Here is a 20119-nt window from a genome sequence, read left to right on the forward strand (position 1 = left end):
TTTGGACGGCCCTGCCCCGATTGATGAAAAAACGCTGGGAAATTACACTGATAGACCGATCGGTTGGGGTCGCACAGAGCGGTCTTCCGGCGGACTTATCTCCTTCTGCGCCCCAGGATTGGCATGACCCTCCAAAAGTTTACACGGGAATTTGCAAGCGTCACGGAAGCTGCCGGCAACCTGGCGTGTGCGGTCAAAGCAGATGCGATCCTCTTTCTGCTCGATGCGGCGACCGACTGGGAACGACTGCGGGAATTGGTCCCGCCCGAAATCAAACGTGTTCTCGTAGCCACCGATCGCGAAGAGGATTTGGCCGGTGCCGACAAATTCGGACTGATCCCCCTGGTCCTAAACAAAGAAGACTCCCCGCTTCTCGAACGACTCCAACATGCGTTGATCGAAGCCGTCGCCGACGAGCTACTCGCCAGCCACTGCGACGTGATCGCCGTTTACTGCGCCTTTGAAGTCAACCGCGTCGACTCCATCTCGATCATCCGCCTCGACGAACGAATGCGTCGCTTCACCAGCCGCGATTTGCAGCGTCTCGAAAGCTCCGTCCCCCTGAACAACCTCAAGATCGTGATCGACTTAGCCGTCGCCATCGGACGAGAGGGACGGGAAGGGAACAAGGTCGGGACGATGTTCATCGTGGGCGACACGCGCAAAGTGCTCCAGCATTGCAAAGATAGCGGTTTCGATCCCCTCAAGGGCTATAGCCGCAAATCGAGAAACCTTCACGACCCTCGCGTGCGGGAAGATATCAAAGAGATCGCCCAGATGGACGGCGCATTCGTTGTCTCTCCCGATGCGGTGGTCGAACGCTCCCGCCAAATCGTCGAGGTGCTGCACGAAAACCTCCAACTCTCAAAAGGACTCGGTTCCCGGCATTGGGCTGGTGCAGCGATCTCTCAACGGACCAAAGCGATCGCGATTGTGGTAAGCCAGTCGAGCGGCACCGTGCGCGTCTTCCAAAATGGAGCGCTCGTCCTACGTATCGAACCAATGGACCAAGCCGTGAAATGGCAAGAGTTCAATTACGAGTCGCCGGCTATCGAAGGTGACGATTGAGCGACGCCCCCCATCCCAGCGAGTTGGGGCTTGAACACCCCTCACCACCGCGAAAGAGCCCGAGCAACTCAACCTCTGTCGTCGTGGTTACAGGATCCTCATCCGGCATCGGTCAGGCGACGGCGATCGCATTCTCTCAAACATCGGCGCACGTCGTTGTTCACGGCCGTTCAAACGGGTCGGGAGCCCAGCAAACGGCGCATGCCATTCGATTGCCAACCGGCTCCAACTGCAAAGTCGTCATGGCAGACTTGTGCATCGAGGCATCTCGACAGGCATTCGTGGACGCTGCCTTCGGTTGGCACGGCTATGTCGACGCTTGGATCCATTGCGCTGGTGCTGACGTACTAACCGGAGAAGGCCGAGAGAAGGGGTTTGCTCAGAAACTGGAGCAACTTTGGAAAACAGACGTGGAATCGACGATCCATCTCAGTCGACAGGTCGGTGCTCGGATGGCAAGCCAACCTGAACGACCTTGTACTCCCTCGATCATTCATATCGGCTGGGACCAAGCGTCGAAGGGATTTGAAGGGGATAGCGGCCAATACTTCTGCGCCATCAAGGCGGCGGTGGAAGCTTTTTCGAAATCCCTAGCTCTCTCCTTAGCCCCTCGCGTTCGCGTGAACTGTGTAGCACCCGGTTGGATTCGGACCGAATGGGGATCGCAAACGGAAACAGGTTGGAACGAGCGCGCGATCGGAGAATCGCAACTGGCGCGCTGGGGGACGCCCCAAGATGTAGCCGATGCGATCGTCGCCCTCTGCAGCCCAGCCTTTCGCTTCGTGAACGGTCAGACCGTCGCGGTAAACGGCGGATGGAAAAGCATGCTCATTGCGCCTCGTTGCACCGACAGCGCGTCTCCTTAGATCGCTTCTAGAATCCACCCTCGGTGGGATGTAAACGCCCACGGAGACTGTAAGACGCTTTTTTTACCTGCTAAGCCCCGCTTGGACGCGACCGCAGTTGACATCACCTCCGCCGATTCGCGTGAGGCTTCGGTCTTCAAGGGCTCGATCAGACGCAGAGGAATTAGTAATCGTCCGAGGAGATCAATTGTCCGTCTGCGCGATTCCCCAAATTTTGCAGTATCGTTACATCGATGCTCTGCGATACAAATCGAACCGAGCCATCGCAATTCACTACATTGATGCCACCGGTGTGGTAACTCCCAAGGCCTCCGACTTCAAGAGATCCTAACGGCAGCGACTCCTTTTCGCGCTTACTCAGTTCCTCCTCGGAGAGTGCGAGCCCCACTCCATTGATGGAGCCTGTGTTTCGAAGGGTATCGCGGGTTCCTGACGTCCAACCGAATCGATCGCTGCTCCCTCGCTTCTCCGAGATTAAGAAGGTGTTGGTCAAGCCATCGGTGATTTCGTTGAAACGAATAGAACTGTTCAAAAAGAAAACCCCATTGTTGGTCGTATCGATCGGCGCTTCGGTCGCATGGTGGATCCCAACATAACTAGAGAGCCTGATTGTCAAATCCTCCGCTTGGCGACTTCGCATGTACTGATCGGGACTTGACGCGCACATGAGCGTAGGAATCGCCGCGCTGCGCACAGGGAGGTTCTCCGATGCGTAGACACCTAACTCTTGATTGAACAATTTGTAGGCAGCGGATTGTTCCAAATATGGCAAGAGATGCACGGTCCAGCTGGTGTGATTCCCAACTGGTTCGTATCGAATGGGGCCGTCTGGATTAGATACCCCTGCAGGTAGAAATCCGTAATTGAATTCGAAGTTATGAGACGCCAAACCCAGTTGTGCTAAGTTGTTCGTGCATTGCATCCGACGGGCAGCCTCCCGAGCTGCTTGCACAGCGGGCAAAAGAAGTCCCACCAAAATGCCAATGATGGCAATCACGACCAACAACTCAACGAGAGTGAATCCTCGCTGCCGATTTGATATAGCATGAATACGCATGAGAAATCTCCTGGACTAAAAGGTGCAGTTAATTGTTATTAATCGAGTTGCTTCTAATATTGCTATCGGGCCCTGAACGAGCGTTCTTTTCGCGATCGGTCTGCAATCGCTTTTGCCGCGACTCCAGTCCCAACCGGTCCATTTCGATTTCGTAACGCGATTGAACTTGGTCGATGGGCGATGCCAAAACTTCATCCGATCCAGCGGAATGAACCTTTGTCACGATCTCCATTCGATAACGTTCGGTTTCGTCGAGACGGTCGATTTTCACACTCCACTCCCCCGCGACGGATCCATTCTCATGGAGCGGAACAGTCCCTCGCTTTTCCATCGATTCTGTTTCCGCCGTCCAATGTAGAACACCAAACTGAAATGCTGCATGTCGAAGCATCTCCGCTTGTAGTGCCACCTCTTCGACCTGGCATTGCCTTCTCGCGCGTAAGGCAGGTGGAACCAGTGGAACGATCATTCCTGTGACAACCGTGAGCGCCGCCATGGCAACGATGATGGTTGCCCCGCGTCTTCGGCCAGCCTGCAAACTCTTCTCGCAAATGTGATTAGGCTTACTCTTCATCGCTGCCTCCAACTTGATTGGTTGAGCGGGATAGTGCTGGCTGTTCTCCGCTCTCTACCGAAGCCCACGGAATCTCGACAACCATGGTTTTGTGGTCTAAGAATTTCATACGATCGCCAGGCGCGTGCCTCGCTAACGTAAGACGAATGCTTTGCCCATTTACATCGAACGATGCCACGCAATGCGGTCCTATCGCGAATTGATCCCTTCTCGCATTCGCCATATTCGAGCCTATTTCTCGCCGTTCCAGATGGAACTCCTCGATGCGGTAGGTGACTTCATTGCCCCCCAGAATCTTCATGACGAGTTCTTCACCACTCGGTTGGGAAATCGATGTCGCATCATGCAAGTCCTCTCGAAATTGCCTGACCAGTAAGTTGGTGGATCGACCGAGATTGAATTGGCTTTGGAATCCACCGGCGAAGGAAAGGGATCGGTGAATGAGCTGGACAGCGACCAATGTCACGACTCCCGATAGTCCGATCAAAATCAACTGTTGAATCAACATCGATCCACGTCGTTTTTTCTTCATGGCGCATCTCCTTGCTTCATAGCGATCCATCCTGACAATTCGATGGGATCACTGGCCTGGGAAGTCGTCCGAACAAACGTCACCGTCCCGCGGATTCCTAGCTCATCGCGAACCTCTTTGTAGCGAAGGACGGAATCGGGCCATCGATGTTGAAGCGAGGGGCTAGGCTTCCACTCCGAAGGAAGTTTGGAGAGATCTTCAGCATTCCGAGCCAGCCGCGACTCCAACTCGTTCGCGATCTCTTGCAAAGCGATCATCCGATATTCGGCATCGACCCCAATCGCGCGGATGCGAACCATGAGGGCGGCCGATGTCCCGATGACAGCTACCAGAAGAGTGCAAGCGACGACGACTTCAATCGAAGCGATCGCGGCTCGCCTCTTCGTTTTGGAGGAAATGGATTTTCTTGGGTTGAGCACGGCGCGATTCCCCTTAGGAAAGACTGGTTATGAGCGACACGAGGATTTCGAAGAACGAGATAGAGATGAGGCCGACAAAGAGTCCGAAAACAATGACTAACAACGGATGGGCCACCAGGATCTTCAACGCCGACCAACGCTCTAGCAACACACGATTTTGATTCGCTTGCGATTCCAAAAAGTACGCTTGCAAACTGGACTTCTCGTGCGATGTCAGGAATTGAAATTCGGAGGGTGAAAGCAATTGAGAACTGCTCATCGCCTCCCAGGCAGGAGTCCCCAGTTCGATATCGTTTCTCGCTACGAGCAATCGACTTCTCGTCTCACGATGAAAGTGGTATTTCGCCAGCGTGGATAGGATGGACGAGAGAGGCTTGTCAAATCGTAAGGCAAGAGCAATCCATTCCAATGTTACGGGCGGCATTTGAGGTCCAAACCCATCGCCGAACACACGACGCCCCCATTTTCGCCATAGCCATCGCTCCCATCGCTTCGCGACACTAATCGCACTGAAGAATAACAAGACCAAGAGAATGAGAGGCCAAAGTCGAGCAAATGCATTCCAAAGGAAACCGATCATTTGAAACTTAGCCGGTAGTCGCATCCCGAACTCGTCAAAGATCTGGGTGAGTATCGGATAGATCCGCAGCATCAAATAGGTCCAACAAATCAGCGTTACGACGGTCATGCTGATCCAATAAAGACGATCGAATCGCGGACGGCTGGCTCTCCCACGAAGTCGCTCGCGTTTCACCTCGATGAGCTTGTCCAACCCAGGGACCAGCAAACCTGATTGCGATCCCATCCGAATAGCAAGGATTGTTTCTTCATCCAAAAGCGAAGGAAACTGCTCGCAAGCATTCGCTAGCGAGACGCCCGCCTCCAGCTGACCAGCAAGCCTTCGAACATCTTGCTGAGCCCCCCCACGGAACTCTTCTGCGAGTCCTCGCATCGTCGCTGCCAACGGCCGATTCGTGACGATTGCCGCTCGAAGGATCTGCAAAAAGCCGAGCTGAATCGCTTCGAAGTCGTCACGATGGGCGAACGAAAAGGACCGCCAAGCAAGGCCCTGCTGACGAACCAGTCGGAAAGATCGGATTTCTGACATCGGATGAAAACCCCTTACGAGAGCGCGGTGATCAAGGAGACTAGCGGTAGGAAGAGCGCCAGGATCAACATCAGGACCATGCTTCCAATCAGCAAGACCGTCCAGGGTGAAGCGGCTTGTTCCCTGCAATCAAAGTAAATCTCTGCCCGCGTGCGATAGGAATCTGCGAGAGCTCGAAGAAAATCAGGGGCCCGGGGGTCGCTTTCTGCTCGCAACGTTTGAATTAACAAAGGAGGAAACGGAATATCCACACCGACGGGTTGTACAACATCTCCCACCCTGTCCCGTTCCCCACTGTCTCGTTCTGTCGCGCCCCGTTCCACCGTGTCGATCAATCTTTCAGCGTTTCGCCGTAGCCAATCGCTTTCGCTTGCCGCCGCTAGATGAATAGCGTCACGATCTGTCGCTCCCAAATCATTGAGCTCTGCAAGAGTTTGAAGGAATCGCGACATCGAGAGTAAGTTTCGTCGATTCCCCGAAACCAGCCAACCAATGGGTCGGAACAACTGCAACCGATCGAGGATGCCAGCTCCAAAAACCCTGATGCTTCCCCAAAGTAGAAGTCCTGCAATCACTAGGATGGAGAAAACAAGTATGTAGTCGCGCGTCCATCTATTGACAGCAAAGACCCAGCGTGTGATGGGAGGGAGTCTCAACTGGAACTCACGAAACATCTGCTCGAAAACGGGAGAGATCCAGTAGGCTTGCATTAGGAACAGAAACATCGTGACAGCCAACACGATCACTGGGTAGCTCACGAACGCACTCCACGTTCGAGTGGGAAGCGAAGGAGTTCGAAGAAGGATCTTGGCATCGCGTCGAAGGCCTGGCATGTCTCGGCGGGCATACCGAAGCAGGACCGGTAGCAACGTGGATGCCCCAGTGGAGCCGAGCAACTCTTCCGCGCTTTCGGTATTGCGAAGCTTACCGATCCACTTCTTCATACGTGGATCGGTCTTGGAATAGACCTCGCTTAGCCCCACTTCGAGGAACTCCGCTAAGCCTTGACGACTCTCAAGCGCTAAGTCGATCTTGGTCAGGTATGCAGGTCTTTCCGTGTTCATTTAAAATGCTCCCGCGGGCAGTAATGCATAAAGCAGTTCGATCATGGGGCCGAACACAGCTAGGCCTACAGCGAAAACGACCAAGCCGCTCATTGCCAGGAACACCATGTAGGGGGCTGATGAGACTTGGAAGGTCATTCGCTTTTCGAATACCCAATCCGCTCCCCAAATCGTTAACCAATTCTTATCGATCAAGCCGCTCGAGGCATTTACTTCGCTCCTGGCCTGGGCTGTCGATGCTCCGTTCTCCATAGACCGTATAAGATCGGTCGCTGAATCGATGGAGTAGTTTTGAGATGCAAGGAGCTCGATGAACTTTCCTTTCTGCCACTTCGCGATAGCGTCTGGATTGGCCGATCGTTCCTTCCGTGTCCCTCCGTCCCGTCGCTGAACCCATCGAAAGAGAATAAAGATCGTCAGAAATGCCAAAGCCAGGATCCCAATCCAAAGCCCAAACGGCCAACCGGAAATCTCACTCATCCAACGGACGAGAACGCCGGGCTCCATATGCGAATCCCGATAGACGAATAGAATCGCACTCGCGCCCCACGCGCTCCATATATTGAGTATGAGAAATGCGAGGACAAGGAGAATGGCAAGCTGCAAAGATAGAAACCAAGTCCGTTTCGTTCCGGGGATCTTTGCGAAAGGAGGCTGAAGTAGATCAAACGATTCGGGTGATCGTTGGGTCGCTAACCACGCGTTCCAAGACAATCGAATAGGCCAAGGGAAATCCGAACTCGTGTCCAGCGCCTCCTCGAAGCTTTTTCCACGTCCGACCTGCATTGCGAACTGATTCGAACAGGTCTCGATTTGCTGTGCGAGGTGCTGGGGGTCCCCCCAGGGCGATCGATTCGAGTGGTTGCTGGCTGCAAGCAAATCCTGAAGCTCGCTCTGGTACTCCAGGAAGTCGCCCAGGCTAGCTTGCTTTTCTAAAAGAGTTCCCATGGTTCGGTGCTCCACGCGGTCGGTTGGGGGTTACCCAACAGATGCGGTGCACCCACGGATTTATCTAGTTGTTTCCGCGGATTTGATGGGTGATGGGCAATCTTCGCTGCGATTCGGCTCGCCACTCTTCATAGGCTTGCAAGGTTGCGTCGTGAATACCGTGGTTCGTGGTATCGTGAATTTCCAACGTCCGCTGTTCGATCGCTTCGTAGGTTCGCGGAGTTTGACGCGCTTGAATCGAAGCCAACCAAGGCCAGCCAAGCGAGCTGCACCACGCGATCACGGCGATACCTATGATCGCGTAACCGATGCGACGCTCTCCCGCTTTCGTATCCGACCAATCTCGGGCGGCTTCTAACAGCCGCGGGCGCAAGTCATCGGTTGGAACGACGTACTCCTTTGCACCCCGGATCCAGTCGATCACGCGTTCTTCGTCACCTTCCAAAGAGTCCGGTTTTGGGATATGCCTAGCCATCGCGGACCGACTCCCCTCGCAACGAGACTAACTTCGGAGCTAGCTTCTGAATGGCATAGCGAAAACGGCTGGCCGCGGTCTGAAGCGAGCACTCCAGTACCTCCGCAATCTCTTGAAACGTAAGCTCTTCCCAGATTTTGAGAACGACGACTTGCCTCTGTTCCAATGGTATGGAGCGCAGGGCTTTGAGAACTTCTCGATGCATGTCTTCTTGCTCGAGACCATCCGCGGCGCGGTAGGCGAGCAAATCTCCTATCCCCAACCCTAAAGTCCAACGGCGCTTCTTTCGAAGAACAATCAACGATTCATTGCGCACCATCCGCAGAAGATAATGCCAAGGCTCTTGGGCGTTCGTCAGCATGGCCGGACGTGCCACCGCGGACATCAACGCTGCTTGAACTGCATCCTCTGCGTCGTGCTGATTTCGAGTGATGGTGATGGAGAAGCGGACCAAACGCTGCGCGGTCAAATCGAACAGGCCAGCCAATGCCGAGGGAGCATCCTCCGACATTCGTTCGGCATACTGGCGGATCTGGTTGGAAAGGGAGTCGTCGCACATCGTAAAAAAGAGGATGAATTGCTCTCGGGGATTTATCTAGCCAAATTTTTCTTTTTGCCAAACTCTGAATCGATTCCCATGGATGCACATCACTCCGATTGATTCGGAATTCGTTCGAGCTTCACAGATTCCGCAGGAGCTAGGGTCGGCTCTCCACGGAGGATTCCTAGGGACACGAGAAAAGCGTCCGCTTCGCGCAAAGTGGCGATTTGCCATGCTCCGCGATTGAAAAAGCCGTGTGGCTGCTTGGGAGCTAGAAAGACGTGCAACGGGCTTCCTTCGACCTTTCTCCACTTCGCTTCGACTTCATCCCAGCCTTTCTTCCATGGATCGTCGGTCCCATAGAAGACAACTGCGGGTGCTCGAACCGCTCCAATGTGCACTCGGCCATCGATCTCGGGATCCACCGAATCCTCATCGGCGAAGGCGGGATTGAACAGGACATAGCCGGTCACTCGCGTGGAGATTTCAATCGGGTCGTTGGGATCGTCTAAACTCGGATTGGTGGTAGCCAACACGCATAGGTGACCACCGGCAGAGCCTCCACCCAGTACAAGCTTCTCAGGATCGATACCGAGCTTCTCTGCATTTTGCTTCATCCAACGGATCGCGCTTTTCGCATCGGTGACACACACCCGTTTCTTGGATGTCGATCGATCCTGTTTGGCAACCTCCCGCTTGTCGAGCATTCGGTAATTGGCAGTCGCAGCCACGATCCCGCGGCTCGCGAAGTATTGGCATGCAGCTCGGAACTGCTGAAGGGAACCACCCGACCAACCACCTCCATGGAACATCAGAATCGCGGGGACTCGCTTCGCCGTCGGATCATGTTCCTTGGGGAAATAAATCTCCATGACCCTCTCCTTCCCTCCTGATTGCTTGTAAACAAACTCCTTCCCCGGAGCTTCGCTCAGCGCAGCAGATTGGGGACCACGGTTTGCCGCGGAATCGTCTTGCCCCCACACAGTCGTCCCGAGCAATGCAAGGCATGGGATGGCGATCGAGGTCATCGAGGAAAGAATGCAGACAAGGGATTTCATGGCAGAGGTCCAACGAAAGCGGGAGAAGAACGGATCTTCGTATTCTACTGGAGTTCGATGGGCAATTAGCCGGACTTGCTGCGAGCATCCACGAATTTGAAAGATTGGGCGCAGAGCTCGTCGCGGTGAATGGCGATATCCGACCGAACAGTCGAGTTCTAGGATGCCCTTGTCGCAATACGTTGGAAAAGACTACAGTCCCGGAACGGTCCTGCATTGCGAGGACTGCTTCGTCTTCGATTCGCTAGCCAAAAGCAAACCAAGTGGCCACTTCCGTCTCCTCTGCCAGCATGCTCGAAGCAGAAACCCGTGCGGTTTGCACGTTTGAAACGAATCAAAACGCGGAACAGAATGTCTTGGGCCAATTCATACCGCTGCACTATCACTTTCAAATGCTGCAGGATAAGCAACGCTTGGAAGGCTTTCGCCGGGCGATGGAATTGCATATCCAACCTGGGATGCACGTGCTAGAACTCGGTGGTGGTACGGGAATCCTCTCCAGTTTTGCCGCCCGCTGCGGCGCGACAGTAACCTGCGTCGAACGGAATCCCGAACTAGTATCCTTCGCTCGTCGCACCCTGCAGACGAATGGGCTAGACCAGCAAGTCACTGTCGTAGAAGGGGATGCGACCGAGTTCATCCCCTCCCAGCCCGTCGACGTTGTCGTATGCGAGATGCTTCATGTCGCATTGCTGCGAGAGAAGCAGACGAAAGTCTTAGAGGCCTTCAAGGAAAATTACTTGCGCCATTGGAACGAAGAGCTACCTCGCTTCCTACCCGAAGCATCGAGGTTGATGGTGCAGATGATCCATCATCCCTTCGACTTCGATGGTTACTTCGCTCCATTGCCAATTTTTCAAGCTCCAGACAAGACGGCCAACGATGGATTGATGGAGTTGAGTCCGCTCGTCGACTACGCGCACATTTTTTACGATGAGCCGATCTCCGATACCGTTCGATGGCGAGGGAGATTGCGTGTTTCGAATAGTGGTTTTGTGTCAGCCCTTCGCTTTGTGACCCAAAACTTCCTTTCCGTGGAAAGCCATGGAGACTCACCCACATGGCCCAACCAATTCCTCATCCTTCCCATCCAAGAACCCTCGCCGGTTCTAGCTGGGCAAGAAATCGACGTGGAATTCTCCTATCGATTTGGCGATCCGATCGAGAGTCTGCATCAGTCGATTCGTATGGAATACCTACCTGTGACGCAGGAAGGCGATCGATTGTGCGGGAGCGATTACTTAAGTCGCCAGTCAACGTGTTCTTCGTAGGCCATCGATTTGGCAATCAACGCATACAGTTCTGGATCGTATGCAGCTAGATCTTCACGGGTCATAATCGGTTGCTTGGAATCGGTCGGGCAAGGCGATTGGCCGACGGCATGGAAATAAGCTAATACGCCATAGATCCATAGCTCACGAGGGCCGTGCCCCGCCTGGGTCCCCAGCCATTTCTTCTGCTGCATGTGCTTTCCATGAAGCGATTCGAGCGACGAACGCATTCGATTGTCAAATCGTTCCAATCGGAGTTCATATTGCTGCCATACTCCTCGTGGACGCGATTCCCAATCTGGGTCTACCGGCCGATCGATCGCAATCTTGTACACAGCATCGGCCAACAATTCCATGAGATGGCTGTTTGCTGCAGATCCAGACTCTCCCGATGCGAACAAGTTCTCTTCGCTCACGACGATCCGCTTGATCTCAGGGCTGTAGGGAAGAAATCGGCAGAGTAAATCGACAGGGACACCATTCGCCACCCCCTTTTGAACCTCGGGAAGCTGACCCAAAGTTTCCTCCTTCCCAAGCACGACGATTTGCAGTTCGGCAGCCAGGAGCGCTTTCAGCACATCATGTCGATAGGCGAACATTTTGCGCACCATGTCGTTCGCAATCAGCATCGCTTTGTCCGAGGCTCTTCTGCCAACGACCGGCATCTCGCGAGCCCAACAAAATTTTGTGTAGTAATCCGCAATGGCAAGCTTAGCCGGTGGTGCCTCGATCTGAGGTAGTACACGTGGGAAGGTGTACCGCCAGTCTTGAGACTCGGAGAGTCGAAACGTTTCTCGGACTAATTCATAACCTTTTGGATCGTAGGATTTCAGTTGCTCGCGTGTACGGATGGGTCCGTGGTTCCAATTGTTCACGCGATTGCAGTCGAAGTAAGCTTGGCAAATCTCCGCCCAATACTCGCCCGGGTTGGTGCTCGCATAGGCATACTTGTAAAGACCTTGTTCGGTCGCGGATTGATAGGTAGCTTTCAATCGATCGCTCCAAGTGCGATCCATGCTCCGAAGCGCACCGTCGATCGTGTGGCAGAATTCGTGAACGCCAATGCTCTCGTCGTCGTATCGATCCAGCGCATAACCGATCAAGTTTTCTTCGCCGAAACTAGTTGGCTTTCCGCCCGTGCCGCGCACGCGTTCATTTTGAAATGTTGGATTCGGATGGTCGCTGTACTCGGGCATATCGGTATAGAGTTGCTCTTTTCCAATGATGATGAGGTACATCCCGTTGCGTTGCATGGATTGCAAAACATCGGGCCGTCCTGCCAACATGTGACTTACGATGTTGTGTGTTCGGAGCAATGCCTCGTCGGTGACCTCTTCGGCAGCGACAACCGGCAAACCAGCGACATCGAGATACTTCTTGTAAAAGCCTCGAGCCTTCTCGCGATACCGTTCTCGTACCAAATCAAAAAACGATTCGGGGGGAAGGCTGACCTGAAGGTCCTTGTCGGATGCCTTTTGTACCTCGGGCATCGAAGCCTTAGTCGCTTTCATTTCCTGGGGCATCGTCTTCGCAACCGGATCCAAGGAGTCCTTGGACTGCGAAGATAGCGTTTGAGTCGGTGACACAGGGGGTGATTTTTCAAGGAGATGGCGTACGAAAAATTCGTGCATGCGCCGTTGTCCATAAGCTCCGCCCATTCCGTGTCCACCATTCGGGACGACAAGTAGATCGAAATCCTTGTTCGCACGAATGAGGGCGTCAGCGACGCGCATTGTGGATTCCGGCGGAACATTGGTATCCATTTCGCCGACAATCAAGAAGAGCTTGCCTTGCAATCGAAAGGCGTTATCTACGTTGGAGCATTCGGCATAATGGGGACCGACGGGATATCCCATCCACTGCTCGTTCCAGGACGCTTTGTCCATTCGATTGTCGTGACATCCGCAAGCTGCCACGGCCACTTTGTAGAACTCGGGATGGAACAGGACCGCACCCGCTGCATTTTGTCCGCCGGCCGATGTCCCGTAGATACCGACTCGATCGAGATCCAATTCCGGACGCGATTTGGCTGCCTCTTTCATCCAAAGGATGCGGTCTTGGAAACCTGCATCTTTGAGGTTCTTCCAACAAACATCATGAAAAGCCTTCGATCGATTGGCCGTTCCCATACCATCGATCTTCACAACGATGAAACCAAGCTGCGTCAGCGAATCGTACCGCAATGCAGGACTGAAAGTCTTTGGAACAAAAGAGCCTTGAGGACCTGCATAGATATCCTCGATAACAGGATATCGCTTCTTTGGATCGAAATCTTTCGGACGGCAAATGATGCCCCAGATATCGGTTTGGCCGTCTCGTCCTTTCGCTGCGAAGACCTCGGGGGGCTTCCATCCGTTCGCTTCGAGCTCGGTGATATCGCTTGTTTCGAGCGGGCAGACCAAGCTACCGTCGGAGACGCGTCGAAGTTCGTTGACCGGTGCTAGATCGACTCGTGAATACGTGTCGATGATGTACTTCTTGCTCGGCGAATACTGAATGGAATGGTTTCCGTTACCCTCTGTGATCCAAACAAGTTTCCCGTCATCCAGAGACACATATCCAAAGTGAATCAGATAAGGATCTTGTCCATCGCGTCCGGAGGCTTGAAACCAAAGCTTTCGAGATGGTTCATCAATCGAGTCGATCCCTCGGAGGACGATCCCTTCGGGAGTCAATCGCCGTTTCTCTTCGCCGGTCAGGGCGTCGACCAAAATCGCTTGCCGCCAACCGTACTTTTCGGTGACGTAAATCAATTCGGTACCGTTCTCCAGCCACTGTACCGGTTGCAATTGCTGATTTTCCGTGTGAGCAGTCCAAATAAATGTATCGGACTTTTCGTCGATGATGTTGCGAACAGAGCCGTCCGCAATGTTGACTTCGATCAACCGGAATCGACCGTGTCCACGATCCGTCTGTTCATAACTAAACGATGCACCGTCCTTTGCAAATCGAATGCGAGGCCTTAACCACTCGTGCTCAAAGCGATCCACAACCGGTTTGATTTGCTTTCGCTCAGCAATGCGAAATAGATTCACTTCGTAGGTGGGGAATGCGTCACCTGGCAAACTATAGGGCCGGGTTTCCAAAAGTGCTCGACCGCCGCCAGCAGGCGAAGATCGGACCCAGTGCACGGGGAGTTTCTCGATTTTCTTTTCTCGAAACGCAATGAGTGTACTGGAGTCTGGAGACCATTGGAGTTGGCCATAGGTCTCTAGCTCGCTCCCATCTTCGCTTAACGCAACTCGCTCGCCGGAATCCTTGTTCACGACAATGACGTTATGGTTTTCGATCGTCGCATTCCACTTGCTATCCGGTGAAGTGAATTCGCGAACTCGTGCGTCGCGAGGAGAGGGGCGACGTGAACCAGGCCGTGAGCGGGCAGGAATTGGGCGGCCGTCGAGGGTGATGCGAATCGGTTCGTCCTCGGCAGTGACTTCACCGAGGACTTCTCCTTTGGCGTTTACAATTTGCCATCGATGGCCGCCAAATGTGTGTTGGTCCCGAGTCGCTCCTTTTTCGATCTTGCCATAGCTTTGCTTCTCGTTGTCACCACTGACCCAAAAAATCTCGACCGGGCCATCGGAACGATTTTCAAAACTGATCGAACTGTCTTGACCTGTGGAACGCCCCCGAGGGGCACTTCCATTGCCCGTAGAGCTCTCTCGTGCGACAGCAGGAGGAGCCGCTTCCGCAAGCTCTTTTGTCTCAGGGTTCCATCGGTACGACTTTCCATTCGAGGGACCGATAAAGAGAATCGTTCGATCGCTCTCGCTGAATTCCAGTCGATCGATCGGCAGTTTCTGAGGCGTGGTATTGTCGCCGATGGCTTTGGCGACCGCGTCATGGTCAAAGGCAACGGTTCGAGTACTTAACTGCGGATCCACCAAAAGGAATTCGCGTTCACCATTGGCGAGATCGTTTCGATACCAGAATCGATCGGATTTGCCGATCCAATTCGGGGAGACGCGTTGTTTGTAGACGCGACCTCCCTCGCGAGCGGCTCGCCCTCGTTCTTGAGGGGAGTCTGGTTGGAAGTCTTGACCGTCGACGAAAGCCGGCGTGGTCAAGACCGAAAGAAAGACCATCCACCAAGCGGAACAAATCAAAGATCTCATCGGGTTCGATACTCATCCAAGAAGCGGCTGGGAACGAAAAACGCTTCCTTAGTCTACTTGGATGAGATCCATTTTGCACTCGATGGTTTCGTAGTCGCCATTCGCTATCGCGAAATCAGCGTGAAAGGATCTACTTCTTTCCCTTCTTAGGAGCCTTTTCCTTCAAACTACCTTGGACCATCGGTGGCAGTTTCTCGATTTGTTCTGGCTTCAGGAGTTTGCCGATCTCAATCTTGGTTTTGGCCACAGCCGCTTCGCCTTCGGTTATTACTTTGAACTGTGCTTCGGTGAAAGGAACGGCGGCCTTCACGGCTTCTTGAACCTCTTTGGGTTTCTTGCCTGCATCGCGTGCGGCCTTGCTAGCTTCGGTTCGCTTCTTCATCATTTCCGGGGTGATTTCGGCGTCGGTTCGCATTTTGACGACGTCTTTTGCCGTTTTCATCATCAGTTCTTTGATCTTGGTCGACTGCTCAGCGGTCAACTCCGCTTTTTCCAATTGCTTCATGAATTGATTGACCATCTGTTGAGCCGGTCCGGCCTTTTTCCCTTTTTCCTGCGCGAAAGATACAACGGGAGAGAACGCCAAAACGAACAAAGAGCATGCTGCAAGTACTAGGGACTTCATTGAAAAACCTCGTTGTAGGGAAAGAAAAACCAAACGTGTGGGAAGGTGTACATTCGACGCGTACTCATTCGACGCGTGATTAGGAGAACAACTTGGGGATAACCGATCCGTCTCGTACCAACGTGATGGGACGACCAGTGTCGGTTTGAAATTCTTGCTTGTGATCGATACCTAGATTGTAGTAGAACGACGCAGCGACATCATCGGGCCTCATTCCTTCATGCAATGGACCGGCGCCGGTGTCATCGCTTTCTCCGATCACTTGCCCACCCTTCACATTCCCCCCCGCCATGAGCATAAACATGCAGCGGGGGTAGTGGTCGCGACCGCCGAGTGTGGCTCGCGTGTTGATCTTCGGAGTTCGACCGAACTCACCCGTTACCATAACAGCGGTAGAGTTGAGCAGCCCTTTTTGTTCTAGCCCGTTCAGCAACGCGGACACGCCACCATCCAGTTTAGGCAGTAGTTTCTTGCTTAGATTATTGAAGATATCGGTGTGATTATCCCAACCACCGATGGAAAGCGAAACAAACCGAACGCCCGACTCGATAAGACGAATGGCGAGCAAGCAGCTTTGTTCAAAGGGATCGGCGCCGAATTGCTCTGAAAACTTGGGGGACTCCTTAGAGATGTCGAATGCGAGTCGCGCGCGCTCGCTGGTCAACATGGAATACGCCTTCTCGCTGAATCGATTGAGTCCGGTGAGCAGCTGATCTTTGCTTTCCATCGCACCGAACTTCGTGTCTAGGTCTTTCAATAAGTTCTGGCGACGATCGAGTTGCTCTACAGTTACGCCTTGTCCAAGCGAAATACCGCGAACATTGAAGGGGCGGTTTTGCTGGGGGGTAGCAGAGGTATTCAACGGGGCGTACTGGATACCCAGAAAGCCCGGCCTCTGCCCGCCATTCGGGATTGCAACGAAGGGTGGGAGATCCTTATCGACGGGGCGTTCCTTACAAACGACTGCACCGTAGCCCGGGTATTCGAGCGATGAAAGGGGGCGGCTACCCGTGTTCACATACTCGCTCCCTAAGCGATGCGCCGCCAGCGTGTGGGATACGCCTCGCAAGATCGCATATTTATCCATCGAGGCCGCCATTTTTGGCAGATGCTCCGAGATGCGGATCCCAGGCACACTCGTCGGGATCGTCTTGAAATCCCCGCGGATTCCCTCCGGCGCCTCGGGTTTGGGATCAAAGGTATCGATGTGCGAAGGCCCCCCATTCAGATCGATGAAGATCCCGGACGTGGCATGGCCAGGCTTCACGTTCCCCGCTTCGGACCATTGCAAATAATTGGTGAGAGTGAGCCCCCCCAAGGAGAGCCCTCCGATTCGAATGAAGTCCCTGCGTGCGATTCCGTCGCAATAGGAATGAGCTGGCATAATGGGTGTACCTTGATTCCAGGATGGGATGTTGTGATTAGTGATTGAGGATGAACTCTTTGGAGTTGATCAAGGCCCAGAGCAGATCGCTTAGCCCCTGAACGGGGGAATCCGCTTTCTGGATTGCCTCCATCGCAATTCGCATTTCCGTCGGCTCGGGATAACGGGAAAGGGTTCGCAAATAGGCTTCACCGATTCGTTGCCCCATGCGTTCCGAGTCAGATTGGTTCCAGGATTCGCGTTGGGAAGCGTGCTCTGAACTCGAATCGCTTGGCTCTTCCTGTTCCTGCGATTTCGCGAGAAGCTCCGACTGCCCCGCCAGGCGTTTCTCGGTCAGCGCTAGGCGAGATTTCAAATCCCGAATCTTTTCCTTGGCACCCTCTTTATCTTGGAGTCGTTCGATTTGTGTACGAAGCGAACGAACCCGACGGTCTAGGTCGTCGACCGACTTCTGAAGTGAATCCTCGCCGCCCACTCCCGTCATCGCGGTTTTTCGGCCCGTTGCCTCACGTTCCGGTGCCGTTCGGCCATCCATCGAAACCATTTTCCATTCCGATTCGCGTGCAACTTGAGCAAGCCAACTTGTTTTAGGATCGAACATCGCACGAATCACATCTGCGTCGTTTCGAATAAAGACTGTCTGCAGAAGGCTCGGGTCGCTGGTACGATCGCAATCGCAATTGCTTTCTCGTACAGATCGCCCGAACACGCTTAGTGCGTACTGATCGGCCCGGCGACCTCGGGTCTGAGCGCTGGCGCCTGCCAGGGTCATGGCTCGATCAGTTTCCAAATTGCAGAGTGACCGAGCCTGCTCGTCGCTTGAAAGCGCGATCTTCAGCGCATCGTACGCGGTTTCGGCTGGCAATCTCCTCAGCAAGGCATGCGAAAAATTGCGACGATCCATTTCGTTGGTAGGAGTCGTTTGCCACGTGCGCTGGTAGGTATCGGTGTTGAGAATCGTCCGATGCAGCCATTTAAGGTTGTATCCGTTCTCCACAAATCGATCAGCGAGGTACTGAAGAAGCGCCTCGTTGCTGGGTGCATTGGCTAGATTCAAATCGTCCGGAGGATTGACGATTCCCGCCTGGAAATAGTGCGCCCAAACTCGGTTGACCAAAGCCTTTGCAAAGTAAGGGTTGTTGCGATCGCGGAGCCAAGTCATGAGAGGTTCTCGCGGGTCTTTGACTTTCGACAAATCGACGAAGTCCCCGCCTAACAGCCGCGCGGTGGGCACAGGTGCAGCTGTCTGTTTCCCTTTTTTGCTCTTATCTTTATTGTTCCCCTTATTGCGATTGTCATTTCGGACTTGGACAAACAACTCTGGGAAAGGAAGCGTTTTGTCGTATGCTCCACCGCGAAATTTCTCTTGCAGTTGGCGAGCGAGATCATTTCCCTTCGCAGACTTGGGAACTCCCAACTCTTCCACAATCTTGTCGAATTCCTTTTTGCCTTCAGCGGTGAGTGAGTTTTGATTGGCGACCACACCGTCGAAGAGACGTTCGAATTGATCGAAATCCTTTTTAGACCATTGATCAAAAGGATGTTTGTGACACTGAGCGCACTGGATCCGAACACCACAGAATGCGTAGGCGAAGGCGATGGCACGCTCTTCGGAAGTGCGCAGATTGTTACGCGCCCAGAAGTACATCATGTCGGATCGTTCCGCATAGGCCTTACCCGTCTTGTCATTGGCGATCCGCGTCATCGCCTCGCAGTACTCGCGATACGACTCGCCCGGTTCGCGCGAGACCGCGGTAACAATCCCTTCGACGATCTCATCGTAGGGTGTATTGTTGGCGATACGAGCATAGATCCATTGATACCAATGCTGGGGAGGGAGTTCTCGTATGAAAGTGAAGTTGCGGAGTTGATCGTCGTTGTTGCCGGTTAGGTCGCAGAGAAACGTCGTCCAAAGGGCAGCGTAGCCCGGCGAATCGAGCAGGGCGTCGATCGCTTTCTCCCGCTTGCGGGGATCGGTGCTGGCCAAAAAGGTTCGGGCTTGCTCGGCGGTGGGTAAGGTACCCGCTACGTCGAGCGAGATGCGACGAAAGAATTCAGCATCGTCTGCGACGGGAGATGGTTCCATCCCGAGCTTATCCAGCTTCTTGAGAACGAGTCGATCCACCTCCGTTTTCGCCTGTGCGATCTGGTCCGTTAGCCGTCCAGTCGGTCCTGCCGGACGCAGGACAGCGATGGGAACAACCGCGTTGTCATAGGAAACGACAACATGGGTATCGCCTCGGTCTCCTGCGACGATGACTCCTTGTTCGTCAACTTGCGCGATGGCCGTATCGTTGCTAAAGAATCGACATAGTCCGGTAACGTCTTCGATCGTGCCATCATTCCAATGGGCAATCGCACGAATACTGACTTTCTCGCCAGGTTGGGCAAAAGAAATCTCGGTCGGAGCGACCGTCAGCTTTTGAAGGGCTAGGGATTCTTTTTGCTTCTTGAGAATCTTCGGTGCGCCGGCGTCGATCCAAGCTCGCAAGACGCGATATTCCCAACCGTCTTTGTCAAATCGCTTGCCCCCATCGTGCATCGACTCGTCGGTTGGCTTGGTAAGAATCAGACTCTCTTCAGGAGACTTCAAATTGACTCGACCGGCTTCTTCATCGAGCAACGCCTTATGATCGACATCAAAGTCGTAGCCAAAGAGGGAGAGCATGAATCCCCCTTGGCCTTGAAAGGATCCATGGCACGCACGGCCGTTGCATCCTAGCCTCCCTAAAAGAGGCGAGATATGCTTTTGAAAGTTCGGAACCTCGTCGCTCCCAAGCTTCCCATCCGCTCCAAGTGCAAATCGGCTATGCAGCGGTGGACTGACGTCTTCGGCTAACAACGACGTCGCGTCCGAAAGACCCAACATGATGGCCAAGAGCCATAACGAGCGTCGATACCACAGTGCAGACATAAATGCCTCGAAAAAAATGGATACGGTAAGTATCAATCGTTTCGGGCGTTGACGATCGATCGGGTTGGGCGTAGGGAAGTGTTTTAGGTGCAGTCGGATG

Annotated in this window: 17 protein-coding genes; 3 read left to right on the forward strand and 14 right to left on the reverse strand. The window is 53.7% G+C overall.

Annotated elements, in window-relative coordinates:
* Window positions 1–123 precede the first annotated feature (123 nt).
* Both VN12_RS09280 and VN12_RS09285 read left to right on the forward strand, forming a co-directional pair.
* Window positions 124–1068, forward strand: coding sequence for a DNA integrity scanning protein DisA nucleotide-binding domain protein (locus VN12_RS09280; RefSeq protein ID WP_146676558.1), 945 nt, complete (start codon window positions 124–126; stop codon window positions 1066–1068).
* Window positions 1065–1934, forward strand: coding sequence for an SDR family NAD(P)-dependent oxidoreductase (locus tag VN12_RS09285; protein WP_240491376.1), 870 nt, complete (start codon window positions 1065–1067; stop codon window positions 1932–1934). The genes VN12_RS09280 and VN12_RS09285 overlap by 4 nt, the downstream gene beginning before the upstream one ends.
* Window positions 1935–2097: 163 nt before the next feature.
* On the opposite strand, the gene VN12_RS09290 is transcribed toward VN12_RS09285, so the two are convergent.
* The 10 genes from VN12_RS09290 to VN12_RS09335 all read right to left on the reverse strand — a co-directional run bounded on the left by VN12_RS09290 (window position 2098) and on the right by VN12_RS09335 (window position 9710).
* Entirely contained in the window at window positions 2098–2991 is an 894-nt protein-coding gene (locus tag VN12_RS09290) for a DUF1559 domain-containing protein (protein ID WP_146676559.1), read from the reverse strand.
* A 28-nt stretch (window positions 2992–3019) separates the two neighbouring features.
* Window positions 3020–3565, reverse strand: a complete 546-nt coding sequence (locus tag VN12_RS09295; protein ID WP_146676560.1) for a hypothetical protein — start codon at window positions 3563–3565, stop codon at window positions 3020–3022.
* Complete coding sequence (locus VN12_RS09300; RefSeq protein WP_146676561.1) at window positions 3555–4097, reverse strand: hypothetical protein; 543 nt, start codon at window positions 4095–4097, stop codon at window positions 3555–3557. Before VN12_RS09300 ends, VN12_RS09295 begins: the two co-directional genes overlap by 11 nt.
* A complete protein-coding gene (locus tag VN12_RS09305) occupies window positions 4094–4516 on the reverse strand; it encodes a hypothetical protein (RefSeq protein WP_146676562.1) in 423 nt (140 codons plus the stop codon). The genes VN12_RS09300 and VN12_RS09305 overlap by 4 nt, the downstream gene beginning before the upstream one ends.
* A 13-nt stretch (window positions 4517–4529) precedes the next feature.
* Window positions 4530–5624 carry a type II secretion system F family protein gene (locus VN12_RS09310; protein WP_146676563.1) on the reverse strand — a complete coding sequence of 365 codons (1095 nt, stop codon included), beginning with the start codon at window positions 5622–5624 and terminating at the stop codon, window positions 4530–4532.
* 14 nt (window positions 5625–5638) lie between these two features.
* A complete protein-coding gene (locus VN12_RS09315; protein ID WP_146676564.1) occupies window positions 5639–6688 on the reverse strand; it encodes a type II secretion system F family protein in 1050 nt (349 codons plus the stop codon).
* Complete coding sequence (locus VN12_RS09320; protein WP_146676565.1) at window positions 6689–7636, reverse strand: hypothetical protein; 948 nt, start codon at window positions 7634–7636, stop codon at window positions 6689–6691.
* A gap of 64 nt (window positions 7637–7700) precedes the next feature.
* On the reverse strand, window positions 7701–8111 hold the full coding sequence (locus tag VN12_RS09325; RefSeq protein WP_146676566.1) for a hypothetical protein: 411 nt from the start codon (window positions 8109–8111) through the stop codon (window positions 7701–7703).
* Entirely contained in the window at window positions 8104–8670 is a 567-nt protein-coding gene (locus tag VN12_RS09330) for an RNA polymerase sigma factor (RefSeq protein WP_146676567.1), read from the reverse strand. Before VN12_RS09330 ends, VN12_RS09325 begins: the two co-directional genes overlap by 8 nt.
* Before the next feature lie 89 nt (window positions 8671–8759).
* Window positions 8760–9710: an alpha/beta hydrolase gene (locus VN12_RS09335; protein ID WP_146676568.1), complete on the reverse strand. Its 951-nt coding sequence runs from the start codon at window positions 9708–9710 to the stop codon at window positions 8760–8762.
* A gap of 263 nt (window positions 9711–9973) precedes the next feature.
* Here VN12_RS09335 and VN12_RS09340 point away from each other — a divergent pair, with 263 nt between their 5' ends.
* Complete coding sequence (locus tag VN12_RS09340; protein ID WP_205855239.1) at window positions 9974–10981, forward strand: methyltransferase domain-containing protein; 1008 nt, start codon at window positions 9974–9976, stop codon at window positions 10979–10981.
* Here VN12_RS09340 and VN12_RS09345 read toward each other — a convergent pair.
* The 4 genes from VN12_RS09345 to VN12_RS09360 all read right to left on the reverse strand — a co-directional run bounded on the left by VN12_RS09345 (window position 10948) and on the right by VN12_RS09360 (window position 20019).
* Window positions 10948–15096 carry a prolyl oligopeptidase family serine peptidase gene (locus tag VN12_RS09345; RefSeq protein WP_146676570.1) on the reverse strand — a complete coding sequence of 1383 codons (4149 nt, stop codon included), beginning with the start codon at window positions 15094–15096 and terminating at the stop codon, window positions 10948–10950. The genes VN12_RS09340 and VN12_RS09345 overlap by 34 nt on opposite strands.
* A gap of 130 nt (window positions 15097–15226) precedes the next feature.
* Complete coding sequence (locus VN12_RS09350; RefSeq protein WP_146676571.1) at window positions 15227–15721, reverse strand: hypothetical protein; 495 nt, start codon at window positions 15719–15721, stop codon at window positions 15227–15229.
* Window positions 15722–15800: 79 nt separating this feature from the next.
* Window positions 15801–17105 (reverse strand): DUF1501 domain-containing protein, encoded by a 1305-nt coding sequence (locus VN12_RS09355; protein WP_146676572.1) that lies wholly within the window; start codon window positions 17103–17105, stop codon window positions 15801–15803.
* A gap of 37 nt (window positions 17106–17142) precedes the next feature.
* Window positions 17143–20019: a DUF1549 and DUF1553 domain-containing protein gene (locus tag VN12_RS09360; protein ID WP_146676573.1), complete on the reverse strand. Its 2877-nt coding sequence runs from the start codon at window positions 20017–20019 to the stop codon at window positions 17143–17145.
* Between the last annotated feature and the right edge of the window lie 100 nt (window positions 20020–20119).

The sequence above is a fragment of the Pirellula sp. SH-Sr6A genome (assembly GCF_001610875.1).
Taxonomy (GTDB): domain Bacteria; phylum Planctomycetota; class Planctomycetia; order Pirellulales; family Pirellulaceae; genus JBKCUI01.